Genomic DNA, 22,003 nt, shown 5'->3' on the forward strand with positions numbered 1-22,003 from the left:
CGAAGCTCATCGCCCCCGCATCAGACAGTGCGCTGCCGCCGGACACGCTCAGGCGGCAGGCTTCTTCCGCATCAAGCGAGAACGATATTCGCTGCCGATTCGGGCAGCTCAACGCCGAAAGCGCGCTGATAGAACTCGGCCACAATCGGGCGTTCCAGTTCGTCGCACTTGTTGAGGAAGGTCAGGCGGAAGGCAAAGCCGACATCGTTGAAGATCGCGGCGTTTTCGGACCATGTGATGACCGTACGCGGGCTCATGACGGTCGAGAGATCGCCATTGATGAAGGCCTGACGGGTCATGTCGGCCACGCGCACCATCTTGTTCACAATCTCGCGGCCTTCGGCATTCTGGTAATGCTTGGCCTTGGCGAGAACGATATTCACTTCATTGTCGTGCGGCAGATAGTTCAGCGTCGTCACGATGGACCAGCGGTCCATCTGCGCCTGATTGATCTGCTGGGTGCCGTGATAGAGGCCGGTCGTGTCACCGAGGCCAACGGTGTTGGCAGTGGCGAACAGACGGAAAGCCGGATGCGGATGGATAACGCGGCTCTGGTCGAGCAGGGTCAGACGGCCCGAAGTTTCCAGAATGCGCTGGATCACGAACATCACGTCCGGACGACCCGCATCATATTCGTCGAAAACGAGAGCCACATTGTGCTGATAGGCCCAGGGCAGGATGCCGTCCTTGAATTCGGTGACCTGCATGCCGTCTTTCACGACGATGGCATCCTTGCCGACGAGATCGATACGGCTGACATGGCTGTCGAGGTTGACACGCACGCAAGGCCAGTTGAGGCGGGCTGCGACCTGTTCGATATGGGTCGACTTGCCGGTGCCGTGATAACCGGAAACCATCACGCGGCGGTTATAGGCAAAGCCTGCAAGGATCGCGAGCGTCGTCTGACGGTCGAAAAGATAATCCGGATCAAGCTCCGGCACATAGGAATCGCCTGCCGCATAGGCTGGCACCGTCATGTCGGAATCAATCCCGAACACTTCGCGCACCGAAACCGTTGTATCCGGCAAATTGGCTATATCCCGCTCAACCTTGTTCATCATGCCTCCAGAGCGGCAGGCAGCGACCGGCCGCGAATTAATACCGGCAAGCTACCGACCGGCAACTTTCACCCGTGGGCATGTTTTTCCGGCGAGCCGGACGGTATGCCCCTTCCGTAATTCGTTGCGGGCATCCGTGCTTGCGTCCACGCAATCGCGCGGCAGAAGAATGTCCGTCGGAGCTGTCGGCGACAGCCCCATAGTCGGCCTTTCAGACCCAAACAGGCTTTAGCAAAAACCTGCCTGCTTGAGCAATTGATAAGCCTGAATAACATCGCGAAATCTTTCTTCCGATCCGCGATCACCACCATTCGCATCGGGATGGTGCTGTTTTACCAGCTCTTTATAGCGCGCCTTGATCTTATCGCCAGTCGAATTTGGTTCAAGACCGAGTGTCGCCAGCGCCTTTATCTCGAGCGTACGCGGCTTGCGCTGCGCTTTCTGGCCCGGCGCATGTCCCTTGGCTTCCTTGAAAAGGTTGAAGGGATCGCGGATGCGGTTGTGATAGGAAGCCGAACCGGAACGTACCTTCGCCATGTCCGGCGACGTGCGCGGCTTGGCGGTGGAGTTCGCCGTCGTCGACCATGTCGGTCGATGACCCGTAATCGCATCCTTCTGGAATTTCGCGATGTCGCCATCGGAAAGGCCAGAGAAGTAATTGAAATTCTTGTTATATTCCCGCACGTGATCAACACAGAAGCGGAAATATTCACCTTCGCGCATGCGTCCGACAGGCGCGCGATGCGTGCCTGGCTTGTCGCACCCGTCCCACTGGCAGCAAGGCCCCGAAGCCTTCGCTTCCGCGGTCTTCTTGGGCTTGATGCGGATACTGTCGAAAAATTTTGAGTTCGTTGTCATCGAATCGAATTATGCGGATTATGAGTTGCTGAACAAGAATTGACATTTCGTCCGGTCTGGCTTTTGGCCATTTCAACTGGGCGAAATTTTGAAGCAGGTTGCTTTCCTGTGCGGATTTGCCCCACCTTTTGCTGCCGAAGCAACGTTATATGAGGCACAGCGTCTATATGGGGAGAAGTGGTCCAAATGTCCATTCACAATAGCAAACAAAGCGCGATGGAAGCGAAACTGACCACGGCTTTCGCTCCCGAACGGCTTGAAGTCATTAATGAAAGCCATCTCCACGCCGGACATCATCACGAGGAGCGCGGACATCATGAAGTCTATGACGGCACCGGCGAAACACACTTTCGCATCCGTATCGTTGCCCAAGCTTTTGCCGGAATGAGTCGCATTCAGCGCCACCGCGCCATTAACGAACTTTTGAAGGAAGAACTGGATAGCGGCGTCCATGCACTTGCACTGGAGCCTTCCGCTCCTGGCGAAGCAACGCGGCGCTGAGCAGCTTCACGACTACCCATCACTTGGCATCCGGGCTCGACATGCCGTCCCAGACGGGAACGTCTCTTCCCCTGATCAGATCCGGCGTAAACCCTGGTCTATATTACAAAGGCGCCCGAAAGGGCGCCTTTGTAATATAGACCAGGTAGTTCGAACTTTGCGGAGAAAAGAAATTCCAGAATAGTATCTAGTGCAAGTACCAATAGACCAAGGCTGTATTTCTCTAATTGTAAAACAGGTCGTAGGCGATTTTCTCCGTAGTTTTCGTATCCAAACATAAGTCATATATAATGGATGCCACCGGATTATTAGTAGCCTTATTGTTGCGAAAAACTATTGTATAGAAGCGTATATTTTCAATAATTTCAAATGAATTTTTTTCTATTACCAGTAGTTGTATCCGCCATATATTAGACTAGAATAATATTATACTATAATATCGTTTTATTATTACTTATATTTAATACTGAAACGCGCACAAGAAACCGGAAAAAACAACGCCAGCCCGGCCAGATTTTCCGGCCGAAAACTGGCTTTAGTCTGGGATTAAAATATTCAGAAACAAAGTGTTAGGTGAAAACTGCTCCCGCGATAGCTTTCAGCGCGGCAGCGCCGCAACTATGGGCGCAGGCTTTCCATCGGCATCAAGCGGCACGATGCGCAGCCGTGTCAGGCGATTCTTTTCCTTCTTCAGGACGGAAAAGCGCTTCCCGTAAAAGGTGAAAGCCTGTTTCACTTCGGGAATGGTCTGGGTCTCATGAATGACCAGACCGGCAATCGTTGTCGCTTCCTCATCCGGCAAAGACCAGTCAAGCGCGCGGTTGATATCGCGAATCGGCAGCGATCCGTCGACAATCACCGAACCATCCGGCTGCAGGCGAACACCCTGGATTTCGATATCGTGTTCGTCGGCAATATCGCCGACGATTTCTTCCAGAATATCCTCAAGCGTCACCAGCCCCTGCACGTCACCATACTCGTCGACGACGATGGCAATATGCGCCTTCCGGCGGAGAAACGCGTCGAGCTGGTCCTGCAACGTGGTCGTGTCGGGCACGAACCACGGCTTGCGCGCAACCTTCATGATGTCGATGCGCTTGAAATCATTGTCGACGTCGTAAAGCGCGCGCAGCAGGTCCTTGGTATGGATAATGCCGACAATATTATCGATATCGTCGCGCCAGAGCGGCATACGTGTATGCGGGCTGGCCAGAATATCGCGCACGATCTCATCCGCCGGAGCATCGGCATTGACGGTGCCCATCGAGGTCCGGTGCACCATGACGTCGCTGACTTCCAGCTCCTTGAGGTCGAGCAGGCCGCCCAGCTGGTCACGATCTTCCTTGATGAGCGACTTGTCGCGATGCAGCACCTCGACCGCACCGCGCAATTCCTCCTGCGGGCTCAACATGGACCGACCGGCGGCAAGATTGATGCCACAGAGCTTCAGGATCGCGCGCACAATGCGGTTCACCGCACTGGAAATCGGGCCGAGGATCAGGACGACCAGCGACACGCCGCGTGCAACGGCAAGCGAAAACCGGTCTGGACCGGAAATCGCCCAGGATTTCGGCAGCACTTCCGCGAAAATGACCAGAATGACCGTCATTGCCAGCGTGGCATAGGCAACGCCCGCATCGCCGAACAGGTTCAAAAAGATGCTGGTGGCAATGGAGGACGCCAGAATATTGGCGAGGTTGTTGCCAATCAGAAGCGCACCGATCAGCCGGTCGCGGCGACTGATGAGACGCTGGACCAGCCCTGCGCGCTCATCGCCATTATGTTCGAGCGTATGCATCCGGGCTCGAGACGCCGCCGTCAGCGCCGTTTCGGACCCGGAAAAGAATGCTGAGAGAATGACGCAGAGCAGGATGATGCCGCACATAACCCAGAGCTCGAAAGCCATCCGCCTTATCCTCTTATAGCAGGGCGCTAAGATGCTGACGCATCACGCCCTGAAGTTGCTCAATCGCCGCACGGGCTTAACCAAGTCTCGATGAGCCAAACTCACCGAGACTTGGTATTATTTCGTTTCCAGACGTTCTTTCAAAAATTCCAGCACGGCGGCTGGCGGCACGTCCTTGGCAATAAAGGACTGGCCGATGCCGCGCGTCAGGATGAAGGTGAGCGCACCACGCGCCACTTTCTTGTCCTGCGCAATATAATCCATCAACTTTTCCGCCGGTGGCAACCCGCCCGGAACATCCGACAGCCTGTATGGCAGCCCGACGGCTTTCAGATGCGCTTCGACACGCTCCGCATCCTCGATGCCGCACAGGTTCATCTTGACCGAAAAGCGATGGGCCAGCGCCATGCCGATAGCCACACCTTCACCATGCACAAGACGGGTCGAATCGTAGCCCGTTGCCGTTTCCAGCGCGTGACCGAAAGTATGGCCGAGATTGAGAAGCGCCCGATCGCCGGTTTCGCGCTCGTCGCGCGCAACAACGGCTGCCTTGCAGCGGCAGGATTCAGCGATGGCTTGCGTCCGTGCCGCCCCGCCGGAGAAGACCTCCTGCCAGTTCTGTTCCAGCCATTCGAAAAAATCCGGACGGTCGATCAGGCCGTATTTCGCAACTTCGGCATAACCGGCCCGGAATTCACGCGGGCTCAGCGTATCGAGAACCTCCGTATCGGCCAGAACCAGCTGCGGCTGATAAAAGACACCGACGAGATTTTTACCGTGTGCCGTGTTGACCCCGGTCTTGCCACCGACCGAGGAATCCACCTGCGACAGGAGCGAGGTCGGCATCTGCACGAAATTCATACCACGCCGCACGATACCGGCGACGAAGCCCGAAAGATCGCCAACCACACCGCCGCCAAATGCCACGACCGCGTCGCCACGCTCCAGACGCGCCGCCAGTACGGCATTGGTGACGGTTTCCAGCGTGCCGAAGGATTTTGACTTTTCACCCGGTGCAACAATCACCGGCGTCACATCGACACCGGCCTTGGCGAAGCTTGCTGTCAGGCGCTCCAGATGAGCCTTGGCAACATTTTCGTCCGTCACCACCGCCACGCGCACGCCTTTCAGACGCTTCGCCAACTCCTCGCCTGCACGATCCACCAGCCCCTTGCCGATCAGAATATCGTAGGAGCGGTTGCCAAGCGACACGGGAACAGTCGTAACATCCTGGGCGATGGAAGGCGCGTTCATGCGTAGTCTCCAATACATGCGGCGAAGACATCGGTGGCTTGTTCTACCGGACCGATTATGCCTCTAATCTTTCGAGATGATCCGCCAGAACATCGAGCAGTTCGGCAGCGATCACTTCCTTCTTGTCATCCCGCGTCATCAGCTGAAGGTCGGCCAGTGCATAGACAGGATAACGTTCATTCATCAGCCGCAGCATGACGCCGCGCGGATCGCTGTTTTTCAGCAGCGGGCGGTTCTGGCGGCGCGATACGCGCTCCATCAGAATATCGATTTCCGCATTGAGCCAGACGGAAACACCTGCACGACCGATTGCCGCGCGTGTTTCGGCATTCATATAGGCCCCGCCGCCGGTGGCCAGAACCATCGGTCCGTCTTCGAGCAGGCGCATGATGACGCGACGTTCGAGATCGCGGAACTCGACCTCGCCATATGCTTCAAACAATTCAGGAATGGTCATGCGGGAAACCGCTTCGATCTCCGTATCGGCATCGCGAAACGGCAGGCCGAGCAAGGCTGCAGCCTTGCGTCCGACGGTGGATTTGCCTGCACCCATCAGCCCCACGAGCACCACGACTTTCGAACCGAGAAGATCGCGGATCAGCTCCGCTTTCTCATGTAGATTGTTTTGTTTTGTCGTGCTGCTCATTGACCTCGTCCATTTGCTCCGGTTCCACATGAAAAACAGGGCGACGTCAATTGCTTTGATTGGTTTTCAGGGCGTGCATGGCCGCAAGCAAGGCTTTTTTGCATGATTGGGCTCTTGTCTCCTCTTTCATTCCTCCTCCTTGCTTTCGTCCCCCCTCCTTGCTTTCGTCCCAATGCCACAGCATAAAAGATGAATGCCTACGCTAACGCGCCTCGTCCTCTTTCTCGCCCTTGTCGCCGCCGTCGTTTATGGCGCGATGTATGCACTTGCCAATTTCGTTGAACCAGACACACGCGAGATCACCGTCGAAATACCGGCTTCGAAGCTGAAACCGGTGACGATTGCGCCTCCGTCAGCCCCCGCAGCCGAGCCTGCCCCGGCGGAAACCGCCGATACGGCGCCCCAATCGCCGCAGACACCGCAGGAATGACAATGCGCGCATCGCTGGCGATCGAGAACTTTCTGGAAATGATGAGCGCCGAACGCGGCGCGGCGGAAAACACGCTTGAATCCTACCGGCGCGATCTTGAGGCGGTGGCAGAGGCGCTGTCGGCCCGAGGCGTCAATCTTGCCGAAGCGGGAGCCGACCATATTCGCAGCGCCATCGATGCCATGGCAACGGAAGGTTTTGCCGCAACATCGCAAGCCCGGCGTCTGTCGGCGCTACGCCAGTTCTTCCGCTTTCTCTATTCGGAAGGTTATCGGCAGGACGATCCAACCGGCACGGTCGATGCGCCGAAAAAGCAGAAGCCTTTGCCGAAAATCATGAGCGTTGAGAACGTCACAAAACTACTCGACCGCGCAGCACTTGAAACCAGCGAAGAAGCGGAACCGGCAGAGCGCTTCAAGGCGCTGCGTCTTCACGCTCTCATTGAAACACTTTATGCCACTGGCATGCGCGTTTCCGAACTTGTCGGCCTGCCGGTCGGCGTTGCGCGCACTGACCACCGCTTCCTGCTGGTTCGCGGCAAGGGCTCCAAGGAACGCATGGTCCCGCTTTCGCCCAAGGCACGTGAGGCGTTGCAGCGCTTTCTCGCCTTGCGGGATTCCCTGCCTGGCAGCGACGACAATCCGTGGCTGTTTCCGGCTTTTTCGGAAAGCGGCCATCTGGCGCGTCAGGTTTTTGCCCGCGAACTGAAGGGACTTGCCGCACGGGCAGGATTATCGGCCGCCGCCATTTCACCACATGTGCTGCGCCATGCCTTTGCCAGCCACCTGCTGCAGAACGGTGCCGATCTGCGCACCGTGCAGCAATTGCTCGGCCACGCCGACATTTCAACGACGCAAATCTATACGCATGTGCTGGAGGAAAGACTGCATAAGCTTGTCAGCGAGCATCATCCGCTTGCCGATTAGCCTCTGTCCGGTTATGAGAAAGTCGAAAATTTGCAAGATGAGCCAGTAGTGAATATGTAAAGCGCCGTAAAACAGCCTTTTTCAGGCTCGCAATAGCGCTAATCCCTTTGGAAAACGCACGAACAGTCAGGCCCGATGTACAACTATCTCGATTTTGAAAAACCCGTCGCCGACCTCGAAGGCCAGATTCTGGAGCTGAAGAAGCTCGCACAGGAACAAGGCAGCGTCGAGATGAGCGACGAGATTCGTCGCCTCGAGAAGCGTTCGGCCGATGCGCTGAAGGACATCTATCGCAAGCTGACCCCGTGGCAGAAGACGCAGATCGCCCGCCATCCGGACCGTCCGCATTGCCTGGAATACATTGACCGGCTGTTCACCGAATTCACTCCGCTCGCCGGTGACCGCAAGTTTGCCAATGACGAAGCTCTCCAGACTGGTTTTGGCCGCTTCAACGGTCAGGCCGTTGCGATCATCGGGCAGGAAAAAGGTTCCGACACCAAGACGCGCCTGAAGCACAATTTCGGCTCGGCCCGTCCGGAAGGCTATCGCAAGGCCGTCCGCATCATGGAAATGGCGGACCGTTTCCAGCTGCCGCTCATCACTTTCGTCGACACGGCAGGCGCCTATCCGGGTGTCAGCGCCGAAGAACGCGGCCAGGCTGAAGCCATTGCGCGCTCGACTGCAGAATGCCTCCGGCTGCGCGTCCCGGTCATCTCGATCATCATCGGTGAAGGCGGTTCGGGTGGCGCAATCGCCATCGCCGTTGCAAACCGCGTCTATATGCTTGAGCATTCAATCTATTCGGTGATCTCGCCCGAAGGTGCTGCGTCGATCCTCTGGCACGATTCCACCCGCGCCAAGGATGCCGCCTCAAGCATGCGTATCACCGCACAGGACCTGTTTGACCTGAAGGTCATTGACGGTGTCATTCCTGAACCTATGGGTGGCGCGCATCGCGGCAAGGAAGCCGTCATCGATGCGGCTGGCGATATCATCACAGCATCGCTGCGCTCGATGAAGGATATCGACGGCGAAACGCTGAAGCAGGAACGCCGCCAGAAATTCCTCGAAATCGGCCGCAACATCTGATTTTCACCGCGAATTGGAGCGCCTCCCGAAAAGTGTAATACGGTTTTCGGAATAAGATGCGCGGTTCAGAACAAAAAGAAGACCCGTCCGGGAGGCCTAGCGCCTCCCGGATTTGCATCATGCTGCAAATTCGGCCATATTGCCGACGCGCTGGATTTCAAAGCATGTCGCGGAAAAGTGGAAACCGGTTTTCCGGAACCGACATGCTCCAGAAAATAAACAGCTAAAGCGCATCGCAAAGATATGATAGAACGCGACGCGCTTTAGCTATCTGAGCAAGGATTTATAAACGATACCGTAAGGTTTCGGTTTTAAAATTCGACGTTCAGGAAATTGGCTTTTGCTCATAAAGTCTCTGGCGTAGCTCTAACAGACTCGATGCGACATGAAGATCAGAACCGCAATTCTAGGCTCCGTAATGGCAACCGCGCTCCTCGCCGGCTGTCAGGGTTCGTCCGTATCCGATCTAAGCCTCCGGGCCGAGAAGCCGCTTCCCGAGAAAGTCGTTGCCAAGATGAAGGCGAAGGGCATGACCCGCACCTCGCCAATCATGGTACGCATTTTCAAGGAAGAAGGCACACTCGAGGTCTGGAAGCAGAAGAACAACGGCAAGTACGACCAGATCGCGTCCTACGACATCTGCAAATGGTCGGGCAAGCTCGGGCCGAAATATATCGAGGGTGACCGTCAGGCACCGGAAGGTTTCTACAACGTCCGCCCCGCCCAGATGAATCCGAATTCGAGCTATTATCTCTCGTTCAACATCGGCTTCCCCAACGCCTATGACCGCGCCAATGGCCGCACAGGCCAGCACCTGATGGTGCATGGCGCATGCTCGTCGTCGGGCTGTTACTCGATGACCGACGAACAGGTTGCCGAGATTTACGCCTTCGGTCGCGACGCCTTCAAGGGCGGCCAGCGCGATTTCCAGATTCAGGCGTTTCCGTTCCGTATGACAGCTGCCAACATGGCGCGATACAAGAGCGACCCGAACTATTCCTTCTGGAAGATGCTGAAGCAGGGCTACGACTCTTTCGAGGTCACCAAGGTGCCACCGAAGGTCGATGTTTGCGAAAAGCGCTATGTGTTCAACGTCGCGACACCGGACGGCCAGCCTCTGTCCGCAACGGACGCCTGCCCGCCTTCGGCTGGCGGCGAGGCCATGTCCTATGCGTCTTACGAAAAGACCTATCAGTCGGCATTCAGCGCCAGCCAGAAGGCACCGGCACCGTCTATTCAGGGCATCGCCGAAGCCAAGCTCGTCTCCGCCTGGAGCGCTGCGCGTGCACGCGGTGAAAAGGTAACGCGGGAACCGCCGTCACTCACCGCTTCTTCTGCTGAAAAGGCGGGCGCACCGGACATTCGCCCGGCAACGCCAGCCGCACAGCCGACAGCCATTGCTGCAACGCCGCAACCGGCTGCTGTTCCGGCTCAGCCCGCGACACAGACCGCAGCCGTGCCCGCACCGCAGCCAAACCCGGCTGCAGCGCAGGCTGCTCAGTCCGTTTCACCTCAGGTCTCTCCAATGACGACCGCCAGCACGGTGGCGCAGAATGTCGAACAGCCAGCAGCTGTCGCAGCCCCCGAACCGAAGAAGCCGTGGTGGAAGATCATCGGGAACTGATGGCCTTGCAGGATGACATTCCTGTCTACGACCTGAGGGGGCTTAAATGCCCCCTTCCGGTTTTGAAAACCCGCAATCGTCTGGAAAAAATGCCGAGCGAAGCGCTTCTCTGGGTGGAAGCGACCGATCCGCTGTCCGGCATCGACATCCCGCATTTCTGCACGCAGGAAGGCCACGCCCTGGTCGCGCAGGAGCACCAAGGGACGTTGCATCGCTTCCTTATTCGCAAGAAATAAGTATCAGCTCCGAGGCGAAAAACCCGGAATAGCCAGCGGATTTTCCATCAGCGCGGCACGGTCTGGCCTATCGAGCGCAGGACGCCCCAAAAACGCATCAAAAAGCTCGCGAACATAGGTTTCCGGCAGATCCTTCACGATCATCACCAGAAGCGTTTCGCGTTTATCCTGCGGCCATTGCGGCAGGCGCGCTGGCGGATGGAAAATCTTCTGCACCCCGTGAATGACAACCGGACGATCCGGGTCTTCGGCAATCTGCACGATGCCCTTCACACGCAGAAGCTTCTCGCCATGCGTCGAGCGCAAAAGATCAAGGAACATGTCGAAGGTCGATAGTGGGATCGGCGCATCGTGACGAAGCGAAAAGGACCGGATCGCATCGTCATGGTGATGATGGTGATCGTGGCCATGATCGTGATCGTGGTGATGATGGTCGTGATCGCAATCCGGCCCGCATACATGGTCATGCCCATGATGAGAATGCCCGTGATGGGAGTGGTCATGATAACCGGCCTCATAGGCTTCCGCCTTGAGCCAGCGCTGCACGTCCGCCGATTTCGTTTCCGGATTATAGAGACCGCATTCAAAAAGCGCCGCATAGCCTGTGCGCTGTTCACCAGCTTCCAGAATGTCTGCGCCGGGATTGAGCGCATGAAGACGCGCCTTCAATACCGCCAGTCCTGACTGCGCTTCCGGCAGATCGGTTTTGGTCAGCACGATGCGGTCGGCCATTGCCGCCTGCTTGACGGCTTCCTCGTGATTGTCGAGCGTCGCCATGCCGTTGACGGCATCCACGGTCGCGAGAACCCCATCGAGCCTGAAAGCCTGCATGAGCACCGGATGCCCCATGATCGAATGCAGCACCGGCGCCGGATCGGCGAGCCCGGTGGTTTCGATGATGACGCGCTTCAGCGCCTTGATGCGCCCGGTCTGGAGCCGGTCGATCAGGTCGGCCAGCGTATCCACCAGCTCGCCGCGCACCGTGCAGCACAGGCAGCCGTCGGAAAGCTCGATCACGCCCTCGCTCGCCTGCTCAACCAGCAGATGATCAATGCTGATCTCGCCGAACTCGTTGATGATGACCGCCGTATCGCTCAGCGCCGGATCTTTCAGAAGCCGGTTGAGAAGCGTCGTCTTGCCTGAACCAAGAAAACCGGTCAGCACGGAAACGGGAATGGGATTCGGCATATCAGTTGATCGCGGTGGTATTGGCACCGGCGGAACGCTGCGGACGCGGCATTGGCACCGGAATCTGCGAAATGTCGAGCTGGCTCGGGCGGGTCGTCGGACCCGGTTCGGAAACCAGACCGACGCGAACCGGAACCGGATCGCGATCCATCGCATGGATATAAGGCGAATTGATTTTCAGCTTGCCCTCGACATCGCGACCGTCCCAGCGATCGGCCATGGCCTGCTGGCTGCAGATAGCCTTGCGCATATCGACGGCCTGATTGAGATTTCCGCCGGCTGCGGGGCGCAAGGTCGCCAATGTAGCGCCACCGCTCGCATTTGCCCTGAAAGCGTCTGTCATCAGCTGTGCTGCCTGAACCGCGCGCGCTTCCTGCCGGTCCGCACCGAGAACAATTGCCAGCACCGTCCGGCCGTTGCGCGTTGCCGAACTTGCTAGGTTGAAGCCGGATGCGCAGACGAAACCGGTCTTCATCCCGTCCGCCCCGTCATAGCGGCCAAGCAGGATGTTGTAATTGGCCTGAACTTTCTTGCCCGCGCCCGGATCGATCGCCTCGGTCGCAAAATAATGCGCATATTGCGGAAATTCGCGGCGCAGCTGCACGGCCAGAACCGCCAGGTCGCGAGCCGTTGTGTAGTTATTGGGATTATGCAAGCCGTTCGGATTGGCGAAATGCGAGCCGACCATACCGATACGCTGCGCTTCCGCATTCATGCGCTGCACGAAACCGGATTCCGTTCCGCCCACGGCCTCGGCAACGGCCACCGCAACATCATTGGCCGACTTAACCAGCATGATCTTCAACGCCGTATCGAGCGTCATGACCGATCCCGGCTTGTAGCCCATCTTGCTCGGCGGTTCCTTGGCGGCGTTGACCGTCATGCGCACCGGCGAATCCAGCGTCATCTGGCCCGACTGAAGCGCACGGAATGCCACATAGGCCGTCATCATCTTGGTCAGGGAAGCGGGATACCAGCGCTGAAAAGCTTCCTGCTGCTGGTAGACCTTGCCTGTTGCCACATCCACTGCGATCGAGGGATTAGCGGCGGCGGACGCCAGTGCGGTCGCGGACAAGCCAACAGCTGCAAACCAGATTTTCAATGATTTCGACATCATTCCGTAGTTCCAATCGAAATAGCCTGCAACTTCTGCGGGTTCGAATTGCTCTATAATGGGAGATTAACTCTTTCTTTATCTATGCCATGTGGCGATGAAAAGGCAAACAGGGATTGCCCGCTTTCACCGAAACGTCATATCCTGTTTCCTTCAAATCACGCCCAATCCGGGGAGCCATCAGAAAATGCCAGTGTTGAATCGTGCCGTTGAAACGCAAGCGGAAATTGCCGCATGGCGCCGAAAACTGCACCAAAATCCTGAACTTCTCTATGACGTGCACGAAACTGCACAATTTGTCGAAGACAAGCTGAAATCCTTCGGTTGCGATCTTGTGGAAACAGGCGTCGGACGCACAGGCGTGGTTGGCATCATCAAGGGTCGCCATGGCGATGGCCCGGCAATTGGCCTGCGCGCCGACATGGATGCCCTGCCCATCACCGAAACGAGCGGTGTCGAATGGGTCTCGCAAAATCCCGGCAAGGCGCATTCCTGCGGCCATGACGGACACACCTCAATGCTGCTGGGCGCAGCGCAATATCTCGCAGAGACCCGCAATTTCCGCGGCTCGGTCGCGCTTCTGTTCCAGCCTGCCGAAGAAGGCGGCGCCGGTGGCCTCGCCATGGTCGAGGACGGCGTGATGGACCGTTTCAACATTTCGGAAGTCTACGGCATCCACAATATGCCGGGCCTGCCGGTCGGACAGTTCGCGATGCGAAAAGGTCCGATCATGGCCGCAACCGACGAATTTGACCTTTTCATCACAGGTCGCGGCGGCCACGCAGCGCAGCCGCATCGCACCATTGATCCGATTCTGGCAGGTTCCCAGCTGATGATCGCCCTTCAGGGCATTGTTTCGCGCAATGTCGATCCGCTTGATTCACTTGTGATCTCGGTGACGAAGTTCATTGCGGGCGAGGCTTATAATGTGATCCCGGAAAAGGCGACGCTGTCGGGCACGGTCCGCACGCTCAAGAAGGAAACCCGCGCCTTTGCCGAACGCCGTATCCGTGAAGCTGCCGCCGGTATCGCAGCCGCCACCGGTGCAGAAATCACCGTGCGCTACAAGAACAATTATCCGGTCACCTACAACCACGATGCGCAGACGGAGTTTGCCGCCCGCGTCGCCAGCGCTGTGGCGGGCGAAGGCAAAGTGGATGAGAGTGTCGAGCCGATGATGGCGGCGGAAGATTTTTCCTACATGCTGGAAGCGCGTCCCGGCGCCTATATCTTCCTCGGCAATGGCGATACGCCCGGCCTTCACCATCCGGCCTATGACTTCAATGACGATGCCATTCCCTATGGCGTCAGCTATTTTGTAGCGGTAGCGGAAACGGCGCTTGCCGCCTGATAGCTGAATAAATCCGCCTGCCCCGCTTTTTGCGGGGTTGGCGACCAGCATGAAAAACAGTATGTGTCTGAAAGCATTCGCAATGCTGGAATCACCGGCGAATGCTCATCGGTTGGTCCCGTAGCTCAGTAGGATAGAGCGACAGATTCCTAATCTGTAGGCCGCTGGTTCGAACCCAGCCGGGATCACCATTCAATTTCCTTAGTTCGTTGAAAAGCTTTAGTGCTAGAGATCAGATACAAGTCCCTGATTTTGGTGTCTTCCGGCTTACCCCAATCCGTCGCGTTTCCTACGGTCTCTGGTCTCGCTACAGCGTATTCTACATCGTCGTCAGGCCAGCCTGCTTAATCCACAACTCTCGATAAAGCTCACAGGATTGAATAAGATCTTCGTGTGGCCCCATTGCCACGACAGCACCATTGTCTAGAACGATGATTTTATCAAAGTCTCTGACGGTAGAAAGGCGATGCGCAACTGCGATAACAGTTGTATCTGCGTCAAGCGACGCAATTGCATTCTTAATCAAGCTTTCACTATTGGTATCGAGAGCGGAGGTGGCTTCGTCAAGAATAAGAACGGGCCGATTTTGTAGGAAGGCGCGTGCGAGTAAAATGCGTTGTTGTTGACCACCCGAAAGTCTCGCTCCCCTCTCTCCAACGACTACGTCAAAGCCCTTCCCGTCCGGGGCTAGCTCTTCAATAAACGAAGATGCATCTGCTAACTCGGCTGCACGCATTATCGCTGCATTGTTGGAGATTTCCGCGCCAAACGCGATGTTTTCTTTTATCGACCGATGAAACAGCGCGTCGCTTTGCGCAACGACTGAAAAGACGCCTCGTAGCTCGGAAATCTTCACAGAGCGAATATCCTGCCCATCAAGCGCAATCTGTCCTGCATCAACATCGTATAGTCTCAGCACTAGATCGATAAGCGTAGATTTACCTGCTCCAGAGGGCCCAACGATACCAACCTTCTGCCCAGCCTCTATCTCAAACGAGATATTCCTCAAAGTTTGTTTTATTCCATAAGAGAAACTGACGTTATGCAATGAAATGTGTGGTGGATTGGACACCCGTAGGCGCTCACTGCCGTCTTTAACGATTGGTTTTGCCGTAACAGTCGAACGCGCATCTCTGATAGTGCCAAATGTCTGAGTTAGTCCTTCCCACACCCCTACAAACCAACCAGCATCCGCAGCCATGCCCCCGGCTAAGGTAATTCCTGCAACAAACTCACCAGGCGATATCAATCCCTGTGCTAATCCGTATAAGCCCAATGCGAGAATACTGGAAACCAGACCTGTGTTCAGCACACGAATGAACAGCCCGGCAATCGTTGTTAAACGGTTAATATCGAGGTTTGTTTTGTGTTGCTTATCAATTCTTGAAAGAACAAAACTGTTCTCTGTATCATAAGCAAATAAGGTCTTTATCGCACGAATATTTGAAAAATATTCTGTAATAGCGCCGTTTACGATGCTGGACGTCTCGGAAATTTTTTCAGCTTGAGCATTGAACTTTGGCACAAGATAGATCGCTAACAATCCATTTAGTAAAATCCAAATCAACACTGGAACGACAAATAGAGGAGCAAGATAGGAAATAAGAACGGCAGAACCTGCGAAACGCACAAAGCCGAGTGGGAAACGACCAGCTAGAATTTCTATACCCGATTGCACTGCATTCGAGAGTTGCCCTATACGCCCGGAAATCTGGCCGGCGTGGTGCGAATGGAAATATTCCATACCATGTTGAGAAGCAGCCTTGTGCGACTGCCAAAGGGCAGATGATTTTGTCTGTGATCGAAGCGCCTGCATTCGAAGCATGTAATTGACGAGCCAGAGTGCAGGATCAGCTACCGCATAAGCGACAATCAACGAGCCAAAAAAGGTGATCGTTGCAGAAGTTAAATTGAGCTCGGGCGAATGCGCGACCATATCAACGATATACGCCACAGCCCACATTCTAAGCAGGTCAATCGCCGTAAGGGCAGCACCAGACAGCGCAGATGCCACAATCAGCCACCGAAACGGTTTTATGAGAACAAAGAAAAGTGCGAGCGCAGTACGCGACTGATGCGCCCGCAGACCGTGATGGTGAAAATCAACTAACTGTTCAAAATACTTAAAAACTCTTTGAAGCAAAATCAGTCCTCAACTATCTGACCAACAACTTTACCAGCAATGGAAGCGCTTCGCAGATATGTTCGGGTAACGGGATATTCTTCCATAGGGTTTTCAAAAATATCGCGAGCATGAAACCCGTTCGCATTATTGAGAAGGATAAGCCTCCGGCTTTCCTGCGGAATTGAATAACGGATCGGATTGGTCGAAATAGCTGTCTTGATTTCAGCGGTGACGTCTTCTGCTTGATCGACGCTAGTACCAGCCCGACCTTCAAAAGTACCATTCATAAAAGTTGTAATTGAACCGTCTAGAGCGCGGGTAAAAATTGCCGCCCTTGCGCGCCTATCTACAACCTTAACATCAGATTGGCCGTTATCATAAACAGCGGGAGTGAGACTGAAACAGTATTCCTGCGACAATCCTACCTTTTCGATGATATGAGAAAAACTCGAAATTGTGCTCGTCGGAACTGTAGTGGCCCCCTAAATCCCCGGACACGATCTCCCACTTGTTAAGTGTTAGGAGTAATGTGCCCATTATGATCAGTCATATCCCTAAGATAGAAGTGCTGTCCGGCCCTGAGCGCCGCCGTCGCTGGTCGACAGCGGAGAAGCTCGCGATAGTCCAGGAGACCTACGAGCCTGACGTTACGGTCAGCATCGTTGCGCGACGGCATGGCATTCAGCCGAACCAGTTGTTCGCCTGGCGCAAACTTGCGGCGCAGGGTGCGCTGACGGCCACCGCATCGCAGGAAGAGGTCGTGCCGGCATCCGAATACAGGGCACTTCAGAACCAGGTGAAAGAGCTACAGCGCCTCCTCGGCAAAAAGACTATGGAAGGCGAAATCCTGAAAGAAGCGCTTGAGATAGCATCAGGGTCAAAAAAACACCTGTTGCGCTCGCTCTCGTTGCCGAAGGACGGTTCGCGATGATGGCGGTGTGCGAGACCCTGGGTGTCGCCCGATCCAGCATAGCGGAACGTGTGAGGCAGCGTCCTTCCAGAGCCAGAGGGCGGCCGCCGCTCGCCGATCAGGAGCTGGTGGATGAGATCAAGACAATCATCGACGACATGCCGACCTACGGATATCGCCGGGTTCACGCGATCCTGCGCCGTAAAGCCCGCAACGAAGACCGTCCATGGCCGAATGCCAAGCGCGTCTACCGGGTGATGAAGGTCCACGGCATGCTCCTTCAGCGCCACACCGGTGCGATCGATACGCGCCGTCACGATGGTCGTGTGTCTGTTGAGCAATCGAACCTGCGTTGGTGTTCAGACGGCTTCGAAATCGGCTGCGACAACAAGGAGAAGGTGCGCGTTGCCTTCGCTCTCGATTGCTGTGATCGCGAGGCTATCGCCCATGTCGCGACAACCGAGGGCATCAAGAGCGAGGACGTCCAGGACCTTGTCATCACCGCTGTCGAGAACCGCTTCGGTCTCATCAACACCCTTCCAAAGCCAATCGAATGGCTGACGGACAACGGCTCCTGCTTCATTGCAAAGGACACCAGATCGCTGCTTATGGATATCGGCATGGAGCCGTGTTCGACGCCCGTTCGCAGCCCCCAGTCCAACGGAATGGCCGAAGCCTTCGTCAAAACCTTCAAGCGCGATTACGTCTCGGTGAACCCATTGCCGGACGCCATAACCGTCATCGCGCAACTGCCCTCATGGTTCGAACACTATAATGCCCTTCACCCGCATAAGGCATTGGGGTATCGCTCGCCTCGTGAGTTCTTAAACCGTCAAACCGAAACCTGATCCTGTCCGGTTTTTAAGGGGCAACTCCAGGAACCCAATAAAAGTTGCCTCTATCGTGGTAGTTGATAAACACATTAAAAATGGAAATGTGGTCTGGAACTGACAGTTTGCCATCGACAATCGACCCATCAGAATGAAAATCCAGAACATCAGTAGGAGAGAGGCCGCGTATACCTACGCGATCTAGCTTCTTACTATTATCTTTTGACGCAGTAAAAATTGAAAACGGCGTTTTGTTCTCACGATCGGGTAAGCTCGGCATAATTGCTTGTGTAAGTGAGACTGCAATCAAGGAACCTACGATTGCATCAACGGTGGCATCTTCAGACACTTGCGGTACGTCAATAGCAACGATCCCGACCAATGGATGATCAAGCTGATGCCGGATTTCGGGAATTAGATCGGCAAACAAGAGGGAAGCTTGTTCGGTCAACCTGCCCATTACCAATTTGTCTCGCGTATGGGCTAGCGAGAGGGGAGCGTCATCGATCCGTAAATTTTTGCAGGCAAAATCGCGGGCATACTCGACACTTATCGAAAAAATTGGGGCCTGAGATTGAACGGCATTCATCAACATATCCTCTCCCATTAAAAACGAAAGGGGCGATAATAATCGCCCCTGTAAATAAATTTTTATACAGGCTTGTTGCCCGAACCATTTTTATCATTATACCCTAGAGTGGAGTGGCTATCCGTGCACTCTGGTCGCGTTAGCGTGATAGAAAGCCCCTTCGTCAGAGCTTCTATTGATACTTTATCTTTAAGGTCAATGTGCATTGTATTACTCCCATATTGTTTACCTTCCAATGAAGGCCAGTAAACCGTAACCAACACAAAGGATATGAAAAGCGCAATTCATTGGCAGTATTAATTGAGTATTAAGTAATTTTTCGAGATAAAATGCTAGCATTTCTGCCCATCAATAAAGCAGATGGTAGATATGATTGAGGAACGTCCAGTTGGTGCGAAAATTACAGAATACTGGCAATCCGTTACCCTTCATAAGGCCAGTTGGCCTGTGAAAACAGGCCACCATCGACCCAGATCGTCTGACCCGAAACAAATCGTGCTGCATCGGATGCCAGAAACAGCACTGGACCGGAAATGTCCTCCGCTGTTCCCACCCTGCGCAGCGGCGTGATGCGTGCCCAGGTGCCGGCATAGTCGGGCTGTTCTTCTGCCGTGCGTTCATTGAGGATCGCGCCGGGGGCCACGCAATTCACCCGGATGCCGTGCGGCCCAAGCTCCACCGCCGAAGCCTTGGTGAACTGCTCTATGCCGCCCTTCGATGCCGTGTAGGAAACCAGTTTCGGAAAGGCGAGCTTGTTGCAGCCTGATCCGATATTGACGATGGCGCCGCCCTTGTCGGCCTCCACCATGCGCTTCGCGGCAGCCTGCGTATTGAGGAAGCAGCCTTTCAGATTGGTGCGGATGACATCGTCCCAACCATCCTCGGAAAGTTCCAGCAAGGGTGCCCAGGTCTGGATGCCTGCATTGTTGACCAGCACATCGGGCGCATCACCGAACCAGTCGCAAACCTCATCGAAGAAGGCTTCGACCTCGACACGTCTTCCAACATCGCAGCCAAGCCCCAGCGCCTGACCGCCCGCCTCTTCGATGGCTTCGACGAGCGATCGTGCCGCTTCATCATCGTGCTTGTAGCTGAAGGCCACCGTGTAGCCCGCATCGGCAAAAGCACAAACGAGATGCCTTCCAATGCCGGTACTCCCGCCCGTGACGACTGCAAACTCACCCATGCCAAATCCCTCCCGGAAGTATTCCCGGTCACGAATTTAATAGGTTTTCAACGATGGTAAACCGGCAAAAAACAAAATAGCTTCCGTATAAATGCGAGGAGAGAAAATGAACCCTGACATCAAGGAAGCCAATGGCGCGTGCCACTGCGGAACGGTGCGCTTTCGCGTCAAACTATCCAATGGCCTGCACACAGCGCGGCGCTGCACCTGCTCCTATTGCCGGATGCGCGGGGCCGTCGCCGTTTCGGCTGATCTTGATGGGCTGGAAGTGCTTGAAGGTAAAGAGGCGCTGACGCTCTACCAATTCAATACCGGCGTCGCGAAACATTATTTCTGCTCGAAATGCGGAATTTACACCTTCCACCAGCGCCGCTCCAATCCGCGCCAGTTCGGCGTGAATGCGGCTTGTCTGGAGGGCGTATCACCATTCGATTTTGCGGTCGTCGAGGTGAATGACGGCGTGAACCACCCCTCCGACAATCCGAGGCGAAAAGGCTCGGATGTCGTGGGCTATCTGCGTTTTGAACCGGTCGTTGACGGGGACTAAATCCGCGCGCGCCGCTTGTGCTCGTTCTTCTCCCATGAAAACAGAACTGGCGGCAGCGGATCAAGGCCACGAATAATATCCGCACCCTTTTCGCCGATCATGATGGTCGGCGCATTGGTGTTGCAGGACGGAACGCGCGGCATGATCGAGCTGTCGCATACCCGCAAGCCTTCGAGCCCCCGCACTTTCAGATCGAGATCTACAACCGCCATTGCACCGGTTCCCATCTTGCAGGTGCCGACCGGATGATGATCAGTCTTGGCATTGGCACAGGCATAATCGAACAGGTCATCGTCACTGACGACCTTCGCGCCCGGCAGGCGTTCGGCCATAACATAGGGCTTCAACGCATCCTGCTGCATGATTTCGCGCGCGATCTTCAGACCTTCGAGCGACATCTTACGATCATGCGGATCGCTCCAGTAATTGGGGTCGATCAGCGGTGCCGCAGCCGGGTCACTGGAAGCGAGCCGCACGGTTCCGCGCGAACGTGGATGCAGATAGGCGGAATTGAGTGTCACGCCTGCATTTTTAAGCCTCTCCACACCTGCCTCGATGCCCGAACCAAGCCCCAGATGAAACTGAATATCGGGCGAACGCGCATCCGGGTCCGCATACCAGAAACCGCCGGTTTCAAAGAGGCTCGACGCCACCGGACCGGAGCGCAGCAGAATATATTGCAGCCCCGCGCCCAGTGTTCGGTGCAGCTTTGCCACGCCATCATAGGTGTGATCGCCTGTGCATTCGGCAATGACAAAGAGATCAAGATGATCCTGCAAGTTTTCGCCCACACCCGGCAGATCATGTTTCACATTGACGCCGAGTTTTTTGAGATGATCGGCAGGGCCGATGCCCGATTGCAGCAGGAGTTTCGGCGAGCCTATCGCGCCGGACGAGACAATCACCTCGCGGTTGGCGCGCAAGACCTCACCGCTCATCAGCGTGACCCCGGTTACGCGGGTCTTTTCCAGCTCGATACTGCGTACCGGCGCATTCATGCGGATCGTCAGGTTCTTGCGATCTTTGATCGGCGCGAGATAGGCAAGCGATGCGGAGGAACGGCGGCGATTGCGCTGGGTGAGCTGATAGAAGCCGACACCTGCCTGCTCACGACCATTGAAATCCGGATTATATGGAAGCCCTAGCTCCTGCCCCGCGCGGATATAGGCATCGCAGATTGGAAGCGGCGCGGACGGCATGGAAACGCCAAGCGGCCCGCCATAGGAATGAAAATCATCGTTGAAGCGCTGATTGTCTTCAGCGCGTTTGAAATAAGGCAGGACATGGCGATAGTCCCAGCCGGTGCAGCCATCCTCGCCAGCCCATAGATCATAATCGGCTGCATTGCCGCGTGTATAAATCTGCGCATTGATGCTGGAGCCACCGCCGATGACTTTCGCCTGCGTATAACGGAGCACACGGTTTTTGAGATGCCTCTGCGGCACGGTTTCCCAGCCCCAACTTGCCACGCCCTTGGTCATCTTGGCAAAGCCGGCAGGCATGTGAAACAGCGGATTCCAGTCGCTTCCACCGGCCTCCAGCAGCAGCACTTTTATCGAAGCATCTTCGCTCAGACGATTGGCTAAAACGCAACCGGCAGGCCCGCCACCCACGATGATATAATCGTAATCCATC

22 protein-coding genes and 1 tRNA gene are annotated in these 22,003 nt (G+C 55.6%); 10 read left to right on the forward strand and 13 right to left on the reverse strand.

From position 1 onward, the window contains the following. Positions 1-71: 71 nt before the first annotated feature. The 3 genes from cobS to OHI65_RS22985 form a co-directional block, all read right to left on the reverse strand. Complete coding sequence (cobS, locus tag OHI65_RS21890; protein ID WP_010657611.1) at positions 72-1,058, reverse strand: cobaltochelatase subunit CobS; 987 nt, start codon at positions 1,056-1,058, stop codon at positions 72-74. Between the two features lie 228 nt (positions 1,059-1,286). Then, complete coding sequence (locus OHI65_RS21895; protein ID WP_010657612.1) at positions 1,287-1,916, reverse strand: J domain-containing protein; 630 nt, start codon at positions 1,914-1,916, stop codon at positions 1,287-1,289. Next, the gene (locus OHI65_RS22985; protein ID WP_080514313.1) at positions 1,913-2,110 is read right to left on the reverse strand and encodes a hypothetical protein; all 198 of its coding nucleotides are present in this window, start codon (positions 2,108-2,110) and stop codon (positions 1,913-1,915) included. Before OHI65_RS22985 ends, OHI65_RS21895 begins: the two co-directional genes overlap by 4 nt. Here OHI65_RS22985 and OHI65_RS21900 point away from each other — a divergent pair. Beyond that, the gene (locus OHI65_RS21900; RefSeq protein WP_010657613.1) at positions 2,103-2,417 is read left to right on the forward strand and encodes a BolA family protein; all 315 of its coding nucleotides are present in this window, start codon (positions 2,103-2,105) and stop codon (positions 2,415-2,417) included. The two genes, OHI65_RS22985 and OHI65_RS21900, sit on opposite strands and share 8 nt — an antisense overlap. 598 nt (positions 2,418-3,015) lie before the next feature. Here OHI65_RS21900 and OHI65_RS21905 read toward each other — a convergent pair. From OHI65_RS21905 to OHI65_RS21915, 3 genes are all read right to left on the reverse strand, one after another. Then, complete coding sequence (locus OHI65_RS21905; protein WP_010657614.1) at positions 3,016-4,323, reverse strand: HlyC/CorC family transporter; 1,308 nt, start codon at positions 4,321-4,323, stop codon at positions 3,016-3,018. A gap of 117 nt (positions 4,324-4,440) precedes the next feature. After that, positions 4,441-5,577: a 3-dehydroquinate synthase gene (gene aroB / locus OHI65_RS21910; RefSeq protein WP_125301597.1), complete on the reverse strand. Its 1,137-nt coding sequence runs from the start codon at positions 5,575-5,577 to the stop codon at positions 4,441-4,443. A 55-nt stretch (positions 5,578-5,632) separates the two neighbouring features. Further along, positions 5,633-6,223 carry a shikimate kinase gene (locus tag OHI65_RS21915; RefSeq protein WP_010657616.1) on the reverse strand — a complete coding sequence of 197 codons (591 nt, stop codon included), beginning with the start codon at positions 6,221-6,223 and terminating at the stop codon, positions 5,633-5,635. 193 nt (positions 6,224-6,416) lie between these two features. On the opposite strand from OHI65_RS21915, the gene OHI65_RS21920 reads away from it, so the two are divergent. The 5 genes from OHI65_RS21920 to OHI65_RS21940 all read left to right on the forward strand — a co-directional run bounded on the left by OHI65_RS21920 (position 6,417) and on the right by OHI65_RS21940 (position 10,528). After that, complete coding sequence (locus tag OHI65_RS21920) at positions 6,417-6,653, forward strand: hypothetical protein (protein WP_012091114.1); 237 nt, start codon at positions 6,417-6,419, stop codon at positions 6,651-6,653. Positions 6,654-6,655: 2 nt separating this feature from the next. After that, positions 6,656-7,579, forward strand: coding sequence for a site-specific tyrosine recombinase XerD (xerD, locus tag OHI65_RS21925; RefSeq protein WP_125301595.1), 924 nt, complete (start codon positions 6,656-6,658; stop codon positions 7,577-7,579). A gap of 135 nt (positions 7,580-7,714) precedes the next feature. Next, complete coding sequence (locus OHI65_RS21930) at positions 7,715-8,668, forward strand: acetyl-CoA carboxylase carboxyltransferase subunit alpha (protein WP_010657619.1); 954 nt, start codon at positions 7,715-7,717, stop codon at positions 8,666-8,668. Between the two features lie 385 nt (positions 8,669-9,053). Then, the gene (locus tag OHI65_RS21935; RefSeq protein WP_125301593.1) at positions 9,054-10,292 is read left to right on the forward strand and encodes a L,D-transpeptidase family protein; all 1,239 of its coding nucleotides are present in this window, start codon (positions 9,054-9,056) and stop codon (positions 10,290-10,292) included. Continuing rightward, positions 10,271-10,528 carry a sulfurtransferase TusA family protein gene (locus tag OHI65_RS21940; protein WP_036596460.1) on the forward strand — a complete coding sequence of 86 codons (258 nt, stop codon included), beginning with the start codon at positions 10,271-10,273 and terminating at the stop codon, positions 10,526-10,528. The genes OHI65_RS21935 and OHI65_RS21940 overlap by 22 nt, the downstream gene beginning before the upstream one ends. Positions 10,529-10,531: 3 nt before the next feature. On the opposite strand, the gene OHI65_RS21945 is transcribed toward OHI65_RS21940, so the two are convergent. Next, entirely contained in the window at positions 10,532-11,716 is a 1,185-nt protein-coding gene (locus OHI65_RS21945; protein ID WP_125301591.1) for a CobW family GTP-binding protein, read from the reverse strand. Position 11,717: 1 nt separating this feature from the next. Then, on the reverse strand, positions 11,718-12,833 hold the full coding sequence (locus OHI65_RS21950) for a D-alanyl-D-alanine carboxypeptidase family protein (RefSeq protein WP_012091110.1): 1,116 nt from the start codon (positions 12,831-12,833) through the stop codon (positions 11,718-11,720). Between the two features lie 184 nt (positions 12,834-13,017). Between OHI65_RS21950 and OHI65_RS21955 the strand changes: the two genes are divergently transcribed. Next, complete coding sequence (locus OHI65_RS21955) at positions 13,018-14,181, forward strand: M20 aminoacylase family protein (RefSeq protein WP_012091109.1); 1,164 nt, start codon at positions 13,018-13,020, stop codon at positions 14,179-14,181. 114 nt (positions 14,182-14,295) lie between these two features. Then, positions 14,296-14,372 (forward strand) — tRNA-Arg (locus OHI65_RS21960). Positions 14,373-14,500: 128 nt separating this feature from the next. On the opposite strand, the gene OHI65_RS21965 is transcribed toward OHI65_RS21960, so the two are convergent. Next, positions 14,501-16,324 (reverse strand): ABC transporter ATP-binding protein, encoded by a 1,824-nt coding sequence (locus tag OHI65_RS21965; protein ID WP_264358806.1) that lies wholly within the window; start codon positions 16,322-16,324, stop codon positions 14,501-14,503. A gap of 2 nt (positions 16,325-16,326) precedes the next feature. Beyond that, entirely contained in the window at positions 16,327-16,725 is a 399-nt protein-coding gene (locus OHI65_RS21970; RefSeq protein ID WP_125301587.1) for a hypothetical protein, read from the reverse strand. A 119-nt stretch (positions 16,726-16,844) separates the two neighbouring features. On the opposite strand from OHI65_RS21970, the gene OHI65_RS21975 reads away from it, so the two are divergent. Next, a protein-coding gene (locus OHI65_RS21975) for an IS3 family transposase (protein WP_264358634.1) occupies positions 16,845-18,064 on the forward strand; the annotation gives its coding sequence in 2 pieces (ribosomal slippage) (positions 16,845-17,184 and positions 17,184-18,064; 1,221 coding nt in all). Positions 18,065-18,077: 13 nt separating this feature from the next. Here OHI65_RS21975 and OHI65_RS21980 read toward each other — a convergent pair. Together OHI65_RS21980 and OHI65_RS21985 are read right to left on the reverse strand one after the other, a co-directional pair. Continuing rightward, positions 18,078-18,635, reverse strand: a complete 558-nt coding sequence (locus OHI65_RS21980) for a hypothetical protein (protein WP_264358807.1) — start codon at positions 18,633-18,635, stop codon at positions 18,078-18,080. A gap of 421 nt (positions 18,636-19,056) precedes the next feature. Then, on the reverse strand, positions 19,057-19,821 hold the full coding sequence (locus tag OHI65_RS21985) for an SDR family NAD(P)-dependent oxidoreductase (protein WP_125300398.1): 765 nt from the start codon (positions 19,819-19,821) through the stop codon (positions 19,057-19,059). 106 nt (positions 19,822-19,927) lie between these two features. On the opposite strand from OHI65_RS21985, the gene OHI65_RS21990 reads away from it, so the two are divergent. Further along, positions 19,928-20,368 carry a GFA family protein gene (locus OHI65_RS21990; RefSeq protein ID WP_125300399.1) on the forward strand — a complete coding sequence of 147 codons (441 nt, stop codon included), beginning with the start codon at positions 19,928-19,930 and terminating at the stop codon, positions 20,366-20,368. On the opposite strand, the gene OHI65_RS21995 is transcribed toward OHI65_RS21990, so the two are convergent. Then, positions 20,365-22,002, reverse strand: coding sequence for a GMC family oxidoreductase (locus OHI65_RS21995; RefSeq protein WP_125300579.1), 1,638 nt, complete (start codon positions 22,000-22,002; stop codon positions 20,365-20,367). The two genes, OHI65_RS21990 and OHI65_RS21995, sit on opposite strands and share 4 nt — an antisense overlap. Position 22,003 lies beyond the last annotated feature (1 nt).

It is taken from the genome of Brucella sp. MAB-22 (assembly GCF_025908475.1).
In the GTDB taxonomy this organism is placed as follows: domain Bacteria; phylum Pseudomonadota; class Alphaproteobacteria; order Rhizobiales; family Rhizobiaceae; genus Brucella; species Brucella anthropi.

Bases quoted from the DNA above. Each gene is read 5' to 3' on its own strand.
- cobS (WP_010657611.1), bottom strand. From the start codon at position 1,058: ATGAACAAGGTTGAGCGGGATATAGCCAATTTGCCGGATACAACGGTT.
- OHI65_RS21895 (WP_010657612.1), bottom strand. From the start codon at position 1,916: ATGACAACGAACTCAAAATTTTTCGACAGTATCCGCATCAAGCCCAAG.
- OHI65_RS21900 (WP_010657613.1), top strand. From the start codon at position 2,103: ATGTCCATTCACAATAGCAAACAAAGCGCGATGGAAGCGAAACTGACC.
- OHI65_RS22985 (WP_080514313.1), bottom strand. From the start codon at position 2,110: ATGGACATTTGGACCACTTCTCCCCATATAGACGCTGTGCCTCATATA.
- OHI65_RS21905 (WP_010657614.1), bottom strand. From the start codon at position 4,323: ATGGCTTTCGAGCTCTGGGTTATGTGCGGCATCATCCTGCTCTGCGTC.
- aroB (WP_125301597.1), bottom strand. From the start codon at position 5,577: ATGAACGCGCCTTCCATCGCCCAGGATGTTACGACTGTTCCCGTGTCG.
- OHI65_RS21915 (WP_010657616.1), bottom strand. From the start codon at position 6,223: ATGAGCAGCACGACAAAACAAAACAATCTACATGAGAAAGCGGAGCTG.
- OHI65_RS21920 (WP_012091114.1), top strand. From the start codon at position 6,417: ATGCCTACGCTAACGCGCCTCGTCCTCTTTCTCGCCCTTGTCGCCGCC.
- xerD (WP_125301595.1), top strand. From the start codon at position 6,656: ATGCGCGCATCGCTGGCGATCGAGAACTTTCTGGAAATGATGAGCGCC.
- OHI65_RS21930 (WP_010657619.1), top strand. From the start codon at position 7,715: ATGTACAACTATCTCGATTTTGAAAAACCCGTCGCCGACCTCGAAGGC.
- OHI65_RS21935 (WP_125301593.1), top strand. From the start codon at position 9,054: ATGAAGATCAGAACCGCAATTCTAGGCTCCGTAATGGCAACCGCGCTC.
- OHI65_RS21945 (WP_125301591.1), bottom strand. From the start codon at position 11,716: ATGCCGAATCCCATTCCCGTTTCCGTGCTGACCGGTTTTCTTGGTTCA.
- OHI65_RS21950 (WP_012091110.1), bottom strand. From the start codon at position 12,833: ATGATGTCGAAATCATTGAAAATCTGGTTTGCAGCTGTTGGCTTGTCC.
- OHI65_RS21955 (WP_012091109.1), top strand. From the start codon at position 13,018: ATGCCAGTGTTGAATCGTGCCGTTGAAACGCAAGCGGAAATTGCCGCA.
- OHI65_RS21980 (WP_264358807.1), bottom strand. From the start codon at position 18,635: ATGAATGCCGTTCAATCTCAGGCCCCAATTTTTTCGATAAGTGTCGAG.
- OHI65_RS21985 (WP_125300398.1), bottom strand. From the start codon at position 19,821: ATGGGTGAGTTTGCAGTCGTCACGGGCGGGAGTACCGGCATTGGAAGG.
- OHI65_RS21990 (WP_125300399.1), top strand. From the start codon at position 19,928: ATGAACCCTGACATCAAGGAAGCCAATGGCGCGTGCCACTGCGGAACG.
- OHI65_RS21995 (WP_125300579.1), bottom strand. From the start codon at position 22,002: ATGGATTACGATTATATCATCGTGGGTGGCGGGCCTGCCGGTTGCGTT.